This window comes from Acinetobacter sp. ANC 4218 (assembly GCF_002135245.1).
GTDB lineage: Bacteria > Pseudomonadota > Gammaproteobacteria > Pseudomonadales > Moraxellaceae > Acinetobacter.
This window is the reverse complement of sequence record NZ_NEGD01000001.1, coordinates 277169-291716: the sequence shown is the minus strand read 5'-3', so window position 1 is coordinate 291716 and position 14548 is coordinate 277169. Positions and strand designations below refer to the sequence as shown.

The window sequence follows — 14548 nt, the reverse complement described above, 5'->3', positions numbered from 1 at the left end:
AGAGAAATCTTCATTTTTCTGACTATTCAAGCTAAATTGCTATGATTCCTTATCCATGAAAACAAAAGCATGATAACTATTCCTTCAGACTTTCCCGACACCATTTATGCCATTCAACATCTTGCCTTTGAAGACCTGGGGGCATTTGAAGATGTCTTTTATCAACTCGGTTTTCGGGTGCGTTATTTTGAAGCTGGTGTAGATGATTTAACCAAAGCATTTCAGCATAAAGGTTTGACCATTATTTTAGGTGGACCAATTGGAGTGTATGAAACAGATGACTACCCTTTCTTACAACAAGAAATAGACTTACTTAAAGTTCGCTTAAAAGAAAACTTGCCAACTTTAGGCATCTGTCTGGGTGCTCAACTGATTGCCCATGCCCTGGGTGCCAAAGTGTATGCAGGCCATCAAAAAGAAATTGGCTGGAGCCAACTCAGCATTACAGATAGTGCAAATAATCTACTTGAGCCATTAACTGGAACTGCTGTATTGCACTGGCATGGCGATACCTTCGATTTGCCTAAACAGGCTACATTATTAGCAGGTTCAGAGATTTATCCTCATCAGGCATTTTCTGTGGGGAAAAATATTCTAGCCTTACAATTTCATCTTGAAGTTGCCCCAGAAAGCCTGGAAAAATGGCTGATTGGCCATACCTGCGAATTAAGAAAAGCTAACGTTAATATTCCGGCTTTGCGAGCCGACAATCAACGCTATGCCACTGCATTAGCATTGCAGGCACAGGCTGTATTGCAGGCATATCTCAAACAGATTTCAGCAATTTAAAGTAAAATTTCAACCAATAAAAAAGCACCCTCTCAAGGGTGCTTTTTTATTAGCCAATTCAGGCTTATTTTTTCGCAGGAACAGAAGCTTCAGTGGTAATGTTTACCGTGATTTTATCGCCCACATTTGGTACATAAGCCCCTACGCCAAATGCTGACCGGTTGAATGAAGTCGTGGCATTGAAACCAATAGCCTCTGCTTTAGTCATTGGATGTACACCTTGTTTATTTAACACTGCATCTAAAACTACAGGTTTAGTCACATCTTTCACTGTAAGGTTACCAGTGATTTTGTATTTGTTTTTACCTAATGCCTGAACTTTAGTACTTTTAAATGTGATGTTTGGATACTTCGCTGCATCAAAAAAATCTGCTGTTTTTAAATGCTCATCCAATGCTTTTACGTTGGTATTTAAACTCGATAAAGGAATAGTCACATTCACAGATGAATTTGCAGGTTTTGCATTATCGACGTTAATTGTACCTTGAATGTCGCTAAAGTTTGCAGAAGGCGTAGAGAAACCAAAGTGACTCCAGGAAAAAACAGTTGCTGTGTGGGTTGGATCAATCTGATAGGCAACCGGTTTTGCCATAGTAAAAGTTGCCACTGATGCAACCGCCAGACCTAAAGTTAGTGCTTTAAAATTCATGTCTTGTTATCTCGCTTTGGAATGATTATTAGTTTATACCTTTCTTATTTTAATTCACCGATATAGATAAAACGATATGTTGCAAGAATAGAACAATTACCGGTTATCTAGCTCCATAAATGATATGGTCACCTCATCTTAATATATTGATCATCATCATCATTTATTTTAAACCCTGATCTGCAACTTTATGGCTTTATCACTTGTTTCTGTTTTTATTAAATATTTAATACAAAACTATACAGTTTATAAAAATCATGATCAATTAATCAAAAGTACAACTCGTCTATCGTAACTATTTACATTTTTAAATGTCCAAAATAATAAAAGCCCCCTTTGGGGCTTTTAAAAGATGTTTCATCTTTATAACTTTTCAACCAAAATACGGTCGATTTGCTTTAAACCGGTATGCTTTTCATGATTCTTACGGCGGATCTTGATCACCTTGTCTTCCTGCAAGTCTTGCAGCATGAGTTCCACAGCAACCATAGCATCAAGTTCAAGGTCTGCACCAATCCATTTCTGTTCACCAGCATCCATCAGGACAATTTCATCATTAATCTGATCATAAAGGCTCATATTTTCCTCACTTGGGGCAATCATGCACCCCGGGCTGAATACTGTATGAATGAATTAATTTTAAACCTAGACGTTTAAATCATTCGTTACAAATCGTTATTTCTGCAATGAAAAACGCCCCTTTTGCTGGGGCGTCTTTTTAACCGGTTAATCAGATTGATTAAGCGGTAATGTCTTTTACTGCTGCAACAACCGCTTCAGTGGTAATACCGAAATATTGGTACAAGTCTTTCGCAGGTGCAGATTCACCGTATGTAGTCATACCGATCACTCGACCATCCAGACCCACAAATTTCCACCAGTAATCCACATGTGCAGCTTCAACTGCGACACGCGCACGAATATGAGATGGAAGAACCGCTTCACGGTAAACAGCATCCTGTTTCACAAACTCTTCGGCACATGGCATAGATACTACACGTACACCATCAAGCTGTGCATATGCTTCCATCGCCAATGAAACTTCAGAACCAGTCGCAATAATAATCGCTTTTAATTCACCTTTTTCTTCAGCCAGCACATAACCACCTTTAGCGACGTTCTCAATTTGTGCTTGAGTACGGGTCTGGAATGGCAAGTTTTGACGAGAGAAAATTAACGCTGTAGGACCTTCACTACGTAACAATGCAGATTTCCATGAAATAGAAGCTTCTACAGTGTCACATGGACGCCAGGTATTTAAGTTTGGTGTGCCACGTAAAGAGGCGATCTGTTCTACCGGTTGATGCGTAGGACCATCTTCACCCAGACCGATTGAGTCATGGGTATAGACATGAATCACACGCTGTTTCATCAATGCAGACATACGCACTGCATTACGTGCGTATTCCATGAACATCAGGAATGTTGCAACGTAAGGGATGAAACCACCATGCAGTGCTACACCGTTGGCAATTGCAGTCATACCAAATTCACGTACGCCGTAGTGAACATAGTTACCCGCCGGATTGTCTTGTACGCCTTGCGCACCTTTCCACAAGGTCAGGTTTGAACCTGCCAAGTCAGCAGAACCACCCAAAACCTCTGGCAATAATGGTACAAGTGCCTGAAGTGCATTTTGGCTGGCTTTACGAGTCGCAATGGTTTCTGCTTTTGCATTCACTTCAGCAATATAAGCATCTGCTTTAGCGACAAAATCAGCCGGTAATTCACCGTTTAAACGACGTTTAAGTTCAGCTGCTTCAGTTGGGTATTTTGCAGCATATGCAGCAAAAGTTTCATTCCATGCAGATTCAGATTGAGCACCTTTGTCTTTGGCATCCCAAGCTGCATAAACGTCAGCAGGAATTTCGAATGGACCTTCAGTCCAACCCAAAGCTTCACGCGTCAAGGCGATTTCGTCATTACCCAGTGGTGCACCATGACAATCTTCTTTACCTTGTTTGTTTGGTGAACCTAAACCAATAATTGTTTTACAGATAATTAAAGTCGGTTTAGCCGTTTCAGCTTTTGCTGCAACAGTTGCTTGACGGATCGCATCGCTATCGTGACCATCCACTTTAATCACTTGCCAACCATAAGCGTGGAAACGTTGTTCTGTATCGTCAGAGAACCAGCCTTCAACTTCACCATCAATAGAAATGCCGTTGTCATCGTAATAAACGACAAGTTTACCCAGACCCAAAGTACCGGCAAGTGAACATGCTTCATGAGAAACACCTTCCATCAAGCAGCCATCACCCAGGAAACAGTAAGTGAAGTGGTCAACCACTTTGATGTCGTCTTTGTTAAATTGAGCAGCCAAAGTTTTTTCAGCCAGCGCAAAACCAACTGCATTGGCAATACCCTGACCCAATGGACCAGTCGTGGTTTCAATCCCTGGTGCATAACCTAATTCAGGGTGACCTGGGGTTTTAGAATGTAACTGGCGGAAAGATTTTAAATCTTCAATAGAAAGATCATAACCGGTCAAATGCAATAGTGCATATTGCAACATAGAGCCATGGCCGTTAGACAATACAAAACGGTCACGGTTGGCCCATTGCGGGTTTTGCGGGTTATGATTTAAAAATTCACGCCAAACGACATCAGCGATGTCTGCCATCCCCATCGGAGCACCTGGATGTCCTGAATTTGCTTTTTGCACAGCATCCATTGCCAATACACGAATTGCGTTTGCAATACGACGTTCGTTAAGCGGGGTTGTCATAGGTCAGAGTCCAACTAAATCGTTTAAAGAATATGATGAATAGGAAAATTCAAAGCTGGCTATATTGTCTTAAAAAAACAGCAAAGGGTAAAGTCTAATAGCCAACATTTCGGCATTTATTCACCACTGGACATACTTTAATGCAGGCAGAGCTCAATTTCACATCATTTGCAGCGACTTAGCGCATGATTAAATACCTTGGCTTATTTAATCTAAAATTTATATATGACACTTTAACCATTATTAATTGCATGAGCGTTGTTTCACCAGTTGCTTTTATTTCTTTATGTGAGAAAAGATAAAGAGTATCCAACAATGATAAAAAAACCTTTACTTTGGCTATTGAATATAGCCTTTAAAGCTTTTCCTCATTTACAGAATCATTTTATTGTTTATGCTTTGATAAATGCCCGCTACAAAATTACAGGGTAAATTAAATTTTTGGCCTTACCCAATTGATGAATAAACACTCAAAAGCTTAAAAAATGAATTTGATTCACTTTAAACAAAACTAACTGAAAAATTTAATTCCTATTAACTGTATCGCTTCACTTTTATAAAGTTTCATCCCGTCAGGCTTTTTTCAAAATGATTTTTTGTCGAAGTTAATATATAACAATAATATATATAAATTTTTAAATGATTAAATATATTTATAATCGTTTTTGATTAAATAGAAATGCTTTTGAAGCAAGGATTAAATATTTGCTTAAGCAAATTTTTGTTATAAGCAAAATTACTATTTCAGGCTCATTTTTAACGACTTATCAGTTTTTTAGATGCCCATATCAATTAAAAAGTCATTGAATTGAAATAAATTCATCCATTTTTATCGTCTAGAACTGGTCCAAAAGTCCAACTCGATGTAACATATTGCGTCTTTTGAATTAACTGTGATAGGACTTATGCGCGAGTACGCTGTATTTACCTCGGAATCTGTAAGCGAAGGCCATCCGGATAAAATGGCTGACCAAATCAGTGACGCTATTTTGGATGCAATCTTAAAAGAAGACCCTTATGCACGGGTTGCTTGTGAAACGCTTGTAAAAACGGGTGCGGTAGTACTTGCCGGTGAAATCACAACAACTGCTAACGTCGACTTTGAAGCAATCGTACGTCAAACCGTAAATGGTATTGGCTATCATCATTCTGACCTCGGTTTCGATGGTTCAACCTGTGCCGTGATCAACATGATCGGTAAACAGTCTCCTGAAATTGCTCAGGGTGTGGACCGCCAAAAACCTGAAGATCAGGGTGCCGGTGACCAGGGCTTGATGTTTGGTTATGCCAGCCGTGAAACTGACGTATTAATGCCAGCTCCTATTTCATATGCACACCGCTTAATGGAAAAACAGGCTGAGTTACGTCGTAATGGTTCATTACCATGGTTACGTCCAGATGCGAAAAGTCAGGTGACTTTTGCCTATGAAAATGGCGTGCCTGTCCGTTTGGATGCTGTGGTACTTTCTACCCAGCACGATCCTGAAATTTCACAAGCCAACTTAAAAGAAGCTGTGATTGAAGAAATCGTGAAGAAAATCATTCCTGCAGAAATGTTCCATGCAGACACCAAATTCCACATCAACCCGACCGGGATGTTTGTGATTGGCGGTCCTGTAGGTGACTGTGGTTTAACTGGTCGTAAAATCATTGTCGATACTTACGGTGGTATGGCTCGTCACGGCGGCGGTGCTTTCTCTGGTAAAGATCCATCTAAAGTTGACCGTTCAGCAGCTTATGCGGGCCGTTATGTAGCGAAAAATATTGTCGCCGCTGGCCTAGCAGATAAATGTGAAATCCAGGTGTCGTATGCCATTGGTGTGGCAGAGCCTACCTCTATTTCAATCAATACATTTAACACAGCCAAAGTGCCTGAAGAATTCATTATTCAATTGGTTCGTGAACACTTTGACTTGCGTCCATACGGCATTACCCGCATGTTGAATCTGATTCAACCGATGTATAAGCAGACTGCTGCTTATGGTCACTTTGGCCGTCAAGGTTCAGATACTGCATTTACCTGGGAAAAAACCGATAAAGTGGAAGCACTTAAAGCCTCTGCCGGACTGTAATTTTTCCATCAAAAAGCCCACATTGTTGTGGGCTTTTTTATTTCTGCTTTAAAATAATATAGCAAAGACTACAATGTTATGATCAATCATCGTTTTATGGCATAGGATAAAAATATGGCTGTTATTCTTCAAGTTGACTTCCCTTCTCAAGGTCCATTTGGCGAGGAAATGAGTCAGGCCTATCAACAACTTGCTGAAAGCATTAATCAGGAAGATGGCATCTTATGGAAAATATGGACAGAAAATAGTGCCACCAAGGAAGCGGGCGGTATCTATTTATTTGACAGCCAAGCGAATGCAGAAAAATACTTAAATATGCACACTGCACGTCTGCAAAGTTTTGGCATCGATAATATTCGTGGAAAAATTTTTGAAGTGAATAATCCTCTGTCTACCATCAATCAGGCATACTTTTTAAATCCATAAAATCTAAAAGTTACTCAACAAAAAAATCCTGACGGTCAAAAATCAGGATTTTTTTCAATCACTCAAACTGAATTCTGTTATTGTCTAGTACTAATCACTTCCAGTACAGAAGGTTGCAGAGGAACATCTTGATGATCCTGTAAATAAACATGGCTAATTTTAAAAAGAATAACGGCTGCCAGACAGGTTAAAATACACAAAATCCAGAAACCATAAGGACTTCTTATATTATGTGAACCGCAACTACTACATTCCTTTTCAGTCGATTCAACAACTTTGTTACAACAGGCACAATGATATTGATATAGCATAGCTATGCTCCTACTATTTTTGTTTTTATTTTCCATCTTTTAGCACTGATGGACCGGAGTTTCAATAAAATATTAAGCCAGTCTTTTTGGGAATACAAGCTTATTGATCTACAAGTAAAGTCACCCAAGTAAAAATAGTTCCAGCACAAATTCAAGATACTAATTTTTATAAAAAAATAAAAACCTCAAAATAAAGAGTCCCTATTTGAAACACAAAACATCACCCTTAAATCTGTATATTTTAATCTTCTCCCTAAAGGCTCGTATTTTGAGTAAAATAACCCTGAATAACTTGAAAGGGAGGATCTTATGGTTCAACTGATTAAAAAAGGCGGCTTACGCGAACGTGCCAACCGTAGTCGCAGCTATAAAGGCTCAGAAAATACAGAAGCGACCTTAAAACCCAATCGCTATTCTCAAGGCGAAAAAAATGAGGAAGTACGCACTGCTACTCCCTCATCTACTCCTGCGACTGATGCTATCAGCAAAGAGTATTAAAATATGGCAAGTACGTCATACCATAACCAGATGGCGAACATCAGAAATAACCCACCCGAAATCACATCAATATAACTGCCAGAACTCTGATAGGCCGTTTTAATTTTTGGCCTAGACAAAATCAGCATGAGCAAAGTAAAGACCAAAAAAGTTTGGATTGGGATAATAATGGCCAGCTGTGTTTTTAAATGGCTCGAAGCTGAAGAACTTAAGGCCAAAGAAAAGACACTACTAAAATAAATCAGCGTTTTAGGATTGGAGAGATTGGTCAACAATCCCGATAAAAAATAATTTTGCGCATCTGCTGTTGCAACTTGCTGACCATCCGTCTCTATGCCGGTGTGCTGTTTAAGGGTTTTTAAACCGCCATTCAGCATGGCCCAGCCCATCCGTGCCAGAAATAGCCCACCGACCAGCATTAAAATCTGTTGTATCCATGGAAATTGTTCAACCAGCACAGTAAAGCCCAGCAAGGTCAGCACCACCCAAACCAGAATGCCGACTGAAATACCCAGAATAATCTTTAATGTATTGGCTCTTGAGGTCGATGCCGAACTTTTGGCAATTAATAAAACATCAGGTCCCGGGCTAAGCTGTGCAACAAAATGCAGTGCACAAATGGTCAAAAGCAGTGACATAGAAATAGTGGAGATTTTTAAAAAACGTATTATATCGTTTGTTTAATCTTTTGCATGATTGCAGCTTTAAATAATTTAGATAAAAATTCAGAACATAAAAAAGCCGAAGCATGATGATTCGGCTTAAAAAATATCATTTTAAAAATTATTTTTTCACATCTTTCAATTCAATTTTTTTCGCTTCAGGTGTTACTTCACGTGCTTCACCATCAATGATGCTGGAATCGCGATGCTGTGAACCGCCTTGCTGCATGCCTTGCATTTGACGCATTAAATCCGCAAATGGGTTTTGCCCTTGAGCATCACCGCCCATGCCATTCATGTTGCCCATCATGCCACCCATCATTTTATCCATCATGGCTTGCTGACGTTTGGCCATGGTTTTCATCATGACATTTTTAAATGCATTTTGAACGCCCGGAATCAAAATTAACAATGCCAAGACATCGGTAATTAAACCTGGAATCAGCAGGAAAAAACCGGCCAGAATTTTAGGCAGATTATTGGTCAATGCAGGATCGCCACTCATTTGTCCCATTTGCATTTGCTGCATTTGTGGCATTAAACCCGCTGAATATTTACGAATCAGGTTCATCCCGATAAAGAAGGCAATCACAAACCAGAAAAATACGTACCACATGCTGCCGACGAGGTCACCCACGCCAATCCAGACAAAAACTTCCAGGATTAAGCCAACCAGTACAATAAGAAATAATTTCATGAAAATTAATCTAATCTCAACAAAATGAATAATGTGTAGTCATTAACTGCTTAATCACTATCAAGCTTTTTTGCTACGCTTATGTAACAATATGGGCATTATTTTATTTTTAAAGGCTTTGCATGTCATTAATTATCGGTATTGACCCCGGTTCACGCTTAACAGGTTATGGCATTATCGAAAAAGATGGGCAAAAATTAACATTTGTAGATGCAGGAACCATTCGTACCGAAACTCCGGAAATGCCTGAACGCTTGAAACGGATTTTTGCAGGTGTGGAACGGATTGTTAAATTTCATGGCCCTACCGAAGCTGCAGTTGAACAGGTCTTTATGGCACAAAATCCGGACTCTGCTTTAAAACTGGGACAAGCCCGCGGTGCAGCCATTGCCGCTTTGGTGAATCTGGATTTGCAGGTGGCTGAATATACTGCCCGTCAAATCAAACAGTCTGTAGTCGGTTATGGGGCTGCGGATAAAGAACAGGTGCAGATGATGGTGATGCGGATTTTAAACTTAAGCATCAAACCACAGCAGGATGCGGCCGATGCCTTAGCTGCCGCCATTTGTCATGCGCATGCCTCAGGCAGTATGAGTAAAATGGCGGTACTGAATGCCTTGGGTGGCATGGCCCGTGGTCGTAGCCGTTACAGCGGCAGAAGACGTTAAGCACGTTTAAAGATAAGGTGCAAAATCCTGACGCATTTCCCGGACCGAGGGTTGTTTACTATAAGTAAAGGTCACTCTCCGTCCAAAATTTCGTATATTCTTTTTCTGATTTTGGTCAATTCGAATCATGATTCGCTCTTCAAACTGGTCATGCGTATTGTACTCACCGATAACAATCACACCATTTCTTTCAATGACTTTATATGGGCTAAATTCTTTTTGTACAATGTCTTTAAATGATCTGCTCGCCGTACCTATATCAGTGCGCTGCGTATAAATCACCAGAACAATACAAGCGATTATGACAATAGCGACCACCAGATATTTATCCATCTTTTCCTTTAACTCATTATTCTTATCGTTTCTTATTTAATACAGGATTTTAAATTCTTTAAGATGAGCATCGGGCTGGACTGGTGTTTGAATAATTCCTGAAACTTCTGCCCGACTCGGCCCTAGCCAACTTCGCTGCAAAAGCTCTTCAATGATCAGTTCATCACCGGCAACCAGGGCCTCCACTTCACCCGTAGTCAAATTTTTCACATAACCTTTTAACTCTAATTCTTCAGCCTGCTGGGCAAACCAGCGACGATAACTAACCCCTTGAACCTTGCCCTGAATAATCAGTTTAACCGCCCTATTCATTGGCCATTTCCCTGATTCACTACATGATAAATTGCTGCATGCATATGCTGCGCCTGCAAACCACGCATGCCTTGCTCTGCCAGCCAGTCCCCCGCTAAGGCATGCAAAGTTACAATTTCATGCAACTGGATTTTCCCGGCAAACTGGGCTTTTAAGCTGGCAGTCATTCCGGCTAAGACATCGCCCATACCGCCAGTTCCCATGCCTGCATTACCGGCGGTACAAATCCACAGCTGATCTTCCAGAATTAAACTGCCTGAACCTTTCAGTACCCATTGTCCGGCATATTTTTCCTGAAGGGCATGTATCGCTGCGACTCGATCATTTTCAACGTCTTTGACTGAACAACCCAACAATTTTGCCGCCTCACCCGAATGAGGTGTAGCGTAACTATTTGCTTTTAATATGTCTGGATGCTCCGCTAAGAACCACAATGCATCGGCATCCAGCACCAGATGTAAATGGTCAGCTGAATTTAACTTCGGAAACCATTTAAAATATTGCTGTTCTGACCATGCATCACGGCCTAGTCCCATGCCAAAACTGACGGCATCAACATGATCTAATAATTGCTGAATCTCGACTTTGGTCAAGGCATTGATATCACGCAGCATGATATTGGGTGAACGTGCCAAAATTGCGGTGTGATGTTTTCCATGACAGACGACAGTCACTTTGCCCGCCCCGGCACTAAACGCCGATTCAGCCGCCATCATTACTGCACCACCCATATTTTCATGGCCGCCCACGACCAACACATGACCATAACTACCTTTATGACCAAAAGCTTGGCGTTGCGGTAAATGAATACTCTGCGATGAAAGCTGGGCAATCGGCTTTAATTCAGCATCGGCAGGAATTAGGGAAATGACCTCAACCTGTCCTGCAAACTCTTTGCCTTGTCCGGTAAAGAGTCCAGCTTTCAAGCCCAAAGCTGTATAGGTATAATCTGCCTTAATGGCACAGGGTAAGGGCTGACCACTATTTGCTTGTAAGCCACTTGGAATATCAATGGCGATTTTCAGGCCTGTTTCAGCATTGATAGTTTGAATGATCTGTTGCCAGTCTGCCCCCAGTTCTCGGTTTAAGCCGATGCCAAATAGCGCATCAATATAAACCTCATACTGTTTTTGAAATGCAAATCCGGAATGGATATTGATTTCAGCATCGACTGCTTCTTGATAGGCAGTGTGCAAATCTTTGGATGCACCCAATTCAGCAGCATAAATATCTACATCAAAACCATATTGTTTTAAATATTTAGCCGTCAGATAACCATCTCCGGCATTATTGCCCTCTCCACAGCAGACCGCAATATTTTGGATATTTTGTCGCTGAAAAATGGGAACTAAGCGCTGCGTAATCCTCCAGGCCACTTGCTGCATTAAGCCATAAGAACTGTTTTGCTTAGCAAACCAGCGTTGCTCCCAGGCTTGAATACTTTGGCTATGATAAACAGGGCTATGGTAAACTTGCGGAGGCATTGTTCTTCCTTTTTTATATCATTATGGCTTCATCCGCAGCATCACAAAAAATTCCTTTAGATCAAACCGATCCTGAAGCGCTGAAAGCGTGGATTAAAGCACAGGCGTTGCAATTAGGTTTTAGTAATTGTGTCATTGCCAAACCGGATGCTCAAGAAGAATTACCACGTTTTCAAGAATATTTGAAACGTGGCTACCATGGCGACATGAAATTTCTAGAAGAAAACCTGGAAAAACGGGCCGATCCGACTTTGCTGGTGCCGGGGACCAAAAGCATTATCTGTGTCCGGATGAACTACTTGGTGGAGACACCCAAGCCACGTTATGTCCCGGATGAACCAAATGCCGCCATCATTGCACGTTACGCACGTGGCCGTGATTACCATAAAACCATGCGTGGCCGTCTCAAAACCCTGGCCAGCAAAATTCGGGAAAAAGTGGGAGATTTTGAATCTCGTCCCTTTGCTGATTCTGCTCCAATCTTTGAAAAGTCTTTGGCTGAAAATGCCGGCATGGGCTGGACCGGAAAACATACCTTACTGATCCATAAAAAATCAGGTTCTTTTTTTGTTTTGGGTGAACTGTTTACTTCACTTGAACTGCCCTTTGACAGTCCTGCAACCAAGCACTGCGGCTCATGTACGGCGTGTATTGATATTTGCCCAACCCAAGCCATTGTTGAACCCTATATGCTCGATGCACGTAAATGTATTGCCTATCTGACCATTGAATATCAAGGCATCATTCCTGAAGAATTGCGCCGTGGCATCGGTAACCGTGTATTTGGCTGTGATGATTGCCAGCTGATCTGTCCCTGGAACAGTTTTGCCAAGAAAACCACAATTGAAGATTTTAATCCGCGACATGGTCTGGATCAGGTGAGTTTACTGGACTTATGGCATTGGGATGAACAGACTTTTTTAGCCCATACCGAAGGCAGTCCACTACGGCGCACCGGTTACCAAAGCTTTATGCGTAATATTGCCATTGGTTTGGGCAATGCACCTTTTTCCACAGAAATTATGGAAACTTTAAAGCAAACTCGCGACCAGCATGATGAGATTGTGCAAGTCCATATTGACTGGGCAATTCAAGAACATCTGGCCAAATCCAGTTCCATACTGAGCCAAAATTAACAGCTATTGCTCCAGTTTTTTAATTTCAAGATACTGACAAAGTTTTACCTTAATAAAAAACATAAACTCCAGATCAGGACAAAATTATAAAAATAATAAAAAACTTTGCAGTGATATTTGTAGTAAATAGCTTCAATTTGCTACTAAATATACAATCTTACAATTACTATAAACTTTAAAAATCAATCGTTAGATGCTATTAAATTTGGTCGTTTATGCCTTTGGATTTGGCATAAATTATGTATGATAAAAGTAATAATGAAGATATTTATGGAATTTCACTAATGAATGTACGTAATGACTGGACACGAGAAGAAATTCAGGATTTATATAACCAGCCTTTTTTAGATCTGGTTTTTGAAGCACAGCGTATTCATCGTGAACACTTTCCTGCAAATACCATTCAGGTCAGTACCCTACTTTCGATCAAAACAGGTAAATGCCCAGAAGACTGTAAGTATTGTTCACAATCAGCGCATTATGATTCGAAACTTGAAGCCGAAAAACGTATTGCCGTGGATAAAGTGATTCAGGAAGCCAAAGAAGCGCTTGCTTCTGGTTCATCTCGTTTCTGCATGGGTGCAGCATGGCGTAATCCGCATGAACGCGATATGCCTTATGTACTGGAAATGGTACGGGAGGTAAAATCCTTGGGTCTGGAAACCTGCATGACTTTAGGCATGCTCAACCAGTCGCAGGCAGAACGTTTAAAAGATGCAGGGCTAGACTATTACAACCACAATCTAGATACCTCACGTGAATATTATTCCAATGTGATCAGTACCCGTACCTTTGATGACCGCTTAAATACTCTGGATTTTGTCCGTCAAGCCGGCATGAAAGTGTGTAGTGGCGGAATTGTCGGTTTGGGTGAAAGCAGCCAGGACCGTATTGGTTTATTGCATGAGTTAGCAACTTTAGCGATTCATCCTGAATCAGTACCCATCAATATGCTAGTGCCAATTGAAGGTACGCCACTGGCTGATGTGGAAAAACTAGATGTGACTGAATGGATTCGTACCATTGCGGTTGCCCGCATTATTATGCCTAAAAGCTATATTCGCCTGTCTGCAGGGCGAGAGTCTTTGTCTGATTCTGATCAGGCACTGGCTTTTATGGCAGGGGCCAACTCGCTTTTCTCGGGTGAGAAACTCTTGACCACACCGAATGCCGGTGAAGGTAAGGACAGACAGTTATTTAACAAGTTAGGTTTAATCGCAGAAAAAGCCAAACCAACAGTCAAAGAACTCTCCGTAGATGCCATGGCCAGTTAAACTGAGCAAATTCTAAAAAAAGCCCTTTTAGGGCTTTTTTTATTTAACCCGAGGTAATTAACATGCCATAACGTGCATTTAAATAATTTCCCCGACGAATGATATCTGCTCCATTGGCATGGTAAACCACCAACTCCTGAGTAAAAGTGTCATAACTGAACGAATCAAAACAATTCTGATGATGACTTAACCAGACCAAAGTGTCTGCTAATTGATCAGTGACAATGTAAGTATCTGCAGTAAAATCAATGCTCATGACTACAATTTCAAATAGGTCTAAATTGGTAGTTTAATCTTTTTTTCAATTGTTTCTAAGAACTAAAAAGTGAGCCCGAAGCTCACTTTTTAATGATCCCCATAGTTTCATTTAAAGCGGTTTATTGATGCCACACTTTCTACATTCTTTATGTTCTCCGATCTCTTCCATATGCTCATACTCATACACATGCAAGCAAAATAATTTCATAAGTAATTGAAGCATTTTCTAAACTCCATCATTGTTTATTTTT

The 14548-nt window shown here is 40.7% G+C and carries 17 protein-coding genes; 7 read left to right on the top strand and 10 right to left on the bottom strand.

The features are described 5' to 3' along the window. Positions 1-69: 69 nt before the first annotated feature. Complete coding sequence (locus tag B9T38_RS01435) at positions 70-789, top strand: glutamine amidotransferase (RefSeq protein WP_086195077.1); 720 nt, start codon at positions 70-72, stop codon at positions 787-789. 64 nt (positions 790-853) lie between these two features. On the opposite strand, the gene B9T38_RS01430 is transcribed toward B9T38_RS01435, so the two are convergent. From B9T38_RS01430 to tkt, 3 genes are all read right to left on the bottom strand, one after another. Then, positions 854-1438, bottom strand: a complete 585-nt coding sequence (locus B9T38_RS01430; RefSeq protein ID WP_086195076.1) for a YceI family protein — start codon at positions 1436-1438, stop codon at positions 854-856. A 363-nt stretch (positions 1439-1801) separates the two neighbouring features. Continuing rightward, the gene (locus B9T38_RS01425; protein WP_086195075.1) at positions 1802-2017 is read right to left on the bottom strand and encodes a hypothetical protein; all 216 of its coding nucleotides are present in this window, start codon (positions 2015-2017) and stop codon (positions 1802-1804) included. Positions 2018-2177: 160 nt separating this feature from the next. After that, entirely contained in the window at positions 2178-4166 is a 1989-nt protein-coding gene (gene tkt / locus B9T38_RS01420) for a transketolase (protein WP_086195074.1), read from the bottom strand. A gap of 905 nt (positions 4167-5071) precedes the next feature. Between tkt and metK the strand changes: the two genes are divergently transcribed. Both metK and B9T38_RS01410 read left to right on the top strand, forming a co-directional pair. After that, complete coding sequence (gene metK, locus B9T38_RS01415) at positions 5072-6238, top strand: methionine adenosyltransferase (protein ID WP_086195073.1); 1167 nt, start codon at positions 5072-5074, stop codon at positions 6236-6238. Between the two features lie 114 nt (positions 6239-6352). Beyond that, positions 6353-6664 carry a monooxygenase gene (locus tag B9T38_RS01410; RefSeq protein WP_086195072.1) on the top strand — a complete coding sequence of 104 codons (312 nt, stop codon included), beginning with the start codon at positions 6353-6355 and terminating at the stop codon, positions 6662-6664. A gap of 77 nt (positions 6665-6741) precedes the next feature. Here the strand turns inward: B9T38_RS01410 and B9T38_RS01405 are convergent, their stop codons facing one another. Further along, positions 6742-6975, bottom strand: a complete 234-nt coding sequence (locus B9T38_RS01405) for a hypothetical protein (protein WP_086195071.1) — start codon at positions 6973-6975, stop codon at positions 6742-6744. Positions 6976-7284: 309 nt separating this feature from the next. Between B9T38_RS01405 and B9T38_RS01400 the strand changes: the two genes are divergently transcribed. Continuing rightward, positions 7285-7473 carry a hypothetical protein gene (locus B9T38_RS01400; protein WP_086195070.1) on the top strand — a complete coding sequence of 63 codons (189 nt, stop codon included), beginning with the start codon at positions 7285-7287 and terminating at the stop codon, positions 7471-7473. On the opposite strand, the gene B9T38_RS01395 is transcribed toward B9T38_RS01400, so the two are convergent. Next, positions 7470-8111 (bottom strand): LysE family transporter, encoded by a 642-nt coding sequence (locus tag B9T38_RS01395; protein WP_086195069.1) that lies wholly within the window; start codon positions 8109-8111, stop codon positions 7470-7472. The two genes, B9T38_RS01400 and B9T38_RS01395, sit on opposite strands and share 4 nt — an antisense overlap. A 145-nt stretch (positions 8112-8256) precedes the next feature. Then, complete coding sequence (locus B9T38_RS01390) at positions 8257-8832, bottom strand: FxsA family protein (protein WP_086195068.1); 576 nt, start codon at positions 8830-8832, stop codon at positions 8257-8259. A 122-nt stretch (positions 8833-8954) separates the two neighbouring features. On the opposite strand from B9T38_RS01390, the gene ruvC reads away from it, so the two are divergent. Continuing rightward, complete coding sequence (ruvC, locus tag B9T38_RS01385; protein WP_086195067.1) at positions 8955-9500, top strand: crossover junction endodeoxyribonuclease RuvC; 546 nt, start codon at positions 8955-8957, stop codon at positions 9498-9500. A gap of 6 nt (positions 9501-9506) precedes the next feature. Here the strand turns inward: ruvC and B9T38_RS01380 are convergent, their stop codons facing one another. From B9T38_RS01380 to B9T38_RS01370, 3 genes are read right to left on the bottom strand one after another with little or no spacing between them, the layout of a single operon-like run. Beyond that, positions 9507-9833, bottom strand: a complete 327-nt coding sequence (locus B9T38_RS01380; protein ID WP_086195066.1) for a hypothetical protein — start codon at positions 9831-9833, stop codon at positions 9507-9509. Between the two features lie 36 nt (positions 9834-9869). Continuing rightward, on the bottom strand, positions 9870-10145 hold the full coding sequence (locus B9T38_RS01375; RefSeq protein ID WP_086195065.1) for an acylphosphatase: 276 nt from the start codon (positions 10143-10145) through the stop codon (positions 9870-9872). Next, positions 10142-11629: an NAD(P)H-hydrate dehydratase gene (locus B9T38_RS01370; protein WP_086195064.1), complete on the bottom strand. Its 1488-nt coding sequence runs from the start codon at positions 11627-11629 to the stop codon at positions 10142-10144. The genes B9T38_RS01375 and B9T38_RS01370 overlap by 4 nt, the downstream gene beginning before the upstream one ends. A gap of 23 nt (positions 11630-11652) precedes the next feature. Here B9T38_RS01370 and queG point away from each other — a divergent pair, with 23 nt between their 5' ends. Both queG and bioB read left to right on the top strand, forming a co-directional pair. Next, on the top strand, positions 11653-12765 hold the full coding sequence (gene queG / locus B9T38_RS01365; protein WP_086195063.1) for a tRNA epoxyqueuosine(34) reductase QueG: 1113 nt from the start codon (positions 11653-11655) through the stop codon (positions 12763-12765). A 284-nt stretch (positions 12766-13049) separates the two neighbouring features. Then, positions 13050-14039 (top strand): biotin synthase BioB, encoded by a 990-nt coding sequence (gene bioB / locus B9T38_RS01360; protein WP_086195143.1) that lies wholly within the window; start codon positions 13050-13052, stop codon positions 14037-14039. A gap of 43 nt (positions 14040-14082) precedes the next feature. Here bioB and B9T38_RS01355 read toward each other — a convergent pair whose 3' ends face one another. Then, positions 14083-14295, bottom strand: coding sequence for a hypothetical protein (locus B9T38_RS01355; RefSeq protein WP_086195062.1), 213 nt, complete (start codon positions 14293-14295; stop codon positions 14083-14085). Positions 14296-14548 lie beyond the last annotated feature (253 nt).

Bases quoted from the DNA above. Each gene is read 5' to 3' on its own strand.
- B9T38_RS01435 (WP_086195077.1), top strand. From the start codon at position 70: ATGATAACTATTCCTTCAGACTTTCCCGACACCATTTATGCCATTCAA.
- B9T38_RS01430 (WP_086195076.1), bottom strand. From the start codon at position 1,438: ATGAATTTTAAAGCACTAACTTTAGGTCTGGCGGTTGCATCAGTGGCA.
- B9T38_RS01425 (WP_086195075.1), bottom strand. From the start codon at position 2,017: ATGAGCCTTTATGATCAGATTAATGATGAAATTGTCCTGATGGATGCT.
- tkt (WP_086195074.1), bottom strand. From the start codon at position 4,166: ATGACAACCCCGCTTAACGAACGTCGTATTGCAAACGCAATTCGTGTA.
- metK (WP_086195073.1), top strand. From the start codon at position 5,072: ATGCGCGAGTACGCTGTATTTACCTCGGAATCTGTAAGCGAAGGCCAT.
- B9T38_RS01410 (WP_086195072.1), top strand. From the start codon at position 6,353: ATGGCTGTTATTCTTCAAGTTGACTTCCCTTCTCAAGGTCCATTTGGC.
- B9T38_RS01405 (WP_086195071.1), bottom strand. From the start codon at position 6,975: ATGCTATATCAATATCATTGTGCCTGTTGTAACAAAGTTGTTGAATCG.
- B9T38_RS01400 (WP_086195070.1), top strand. From the start codon at position 7,285: ATGGTTCAACTGATTAAAAAAGGCGGCTTACGCGAACGTGCCAACCGT.
- B9T38_RS01395 (WP_086195069.1), bottom strand. From the start codon at position 8,111: ATGTCACTGCTTTTGACCATTTGTGCACTGCATTTTGTTGCACAGCTT.
- B9T38_RS01390 (WP_086195068.1), bottom strand. From the start codon at position 8,832: ATGAAATTATTTCTTATTGTACTGGTTGGCTTAATCCTGGAAGTTTTT.
- ruvC (WP_086195067.1), top strand. From the start codon at position 8,955: ATGTCATTAATTATCGGTATTGACCCCGGTTCACGCTTAACAGGTTAT.
- B9T38_RS01380 (WP_086195066.1), bottom strand. From the start codon at position 9,833: ATGGATAAATATCTGGTGGTCGCTATTGTCATAATCGCTTGTATTGTT.
- B9T38_RS01375 (WP_086195065.1), bottom strand. From the start codon at position 10,145: ATGAATAGGGCGGTTAAACTGATTATTCAGGGCAAGGTTCAAGGGGTT.
- B9T38_RS01370 (WP_086195064.1), bottom strand. From the start codon at position 11,629: ATGCCTCCGCAAGTTTACCATAGCCCTGTTTATCATAGCCAAAGTATT.
- queG (WP_086195063.1), top strand. From the start codon at position 11,653: ATGGCTTCATCCGCAGCATCACAAAAAATTCCTTTAGATCAAACCGAT.
- bioB (WP_086195143.1), top strand. From the start codon at position 13,050: ATGAATGTACGTAATGACTGGACACGAGAAGAAATTCAGGATTTATAT.
- B9T38_RS01355 (WP_086195062.1), bottom strand. From the start codon at position 14,295: ATGAGCATTGATTTTACTGCAGATACTTACATTGTCACTGATCAATTA.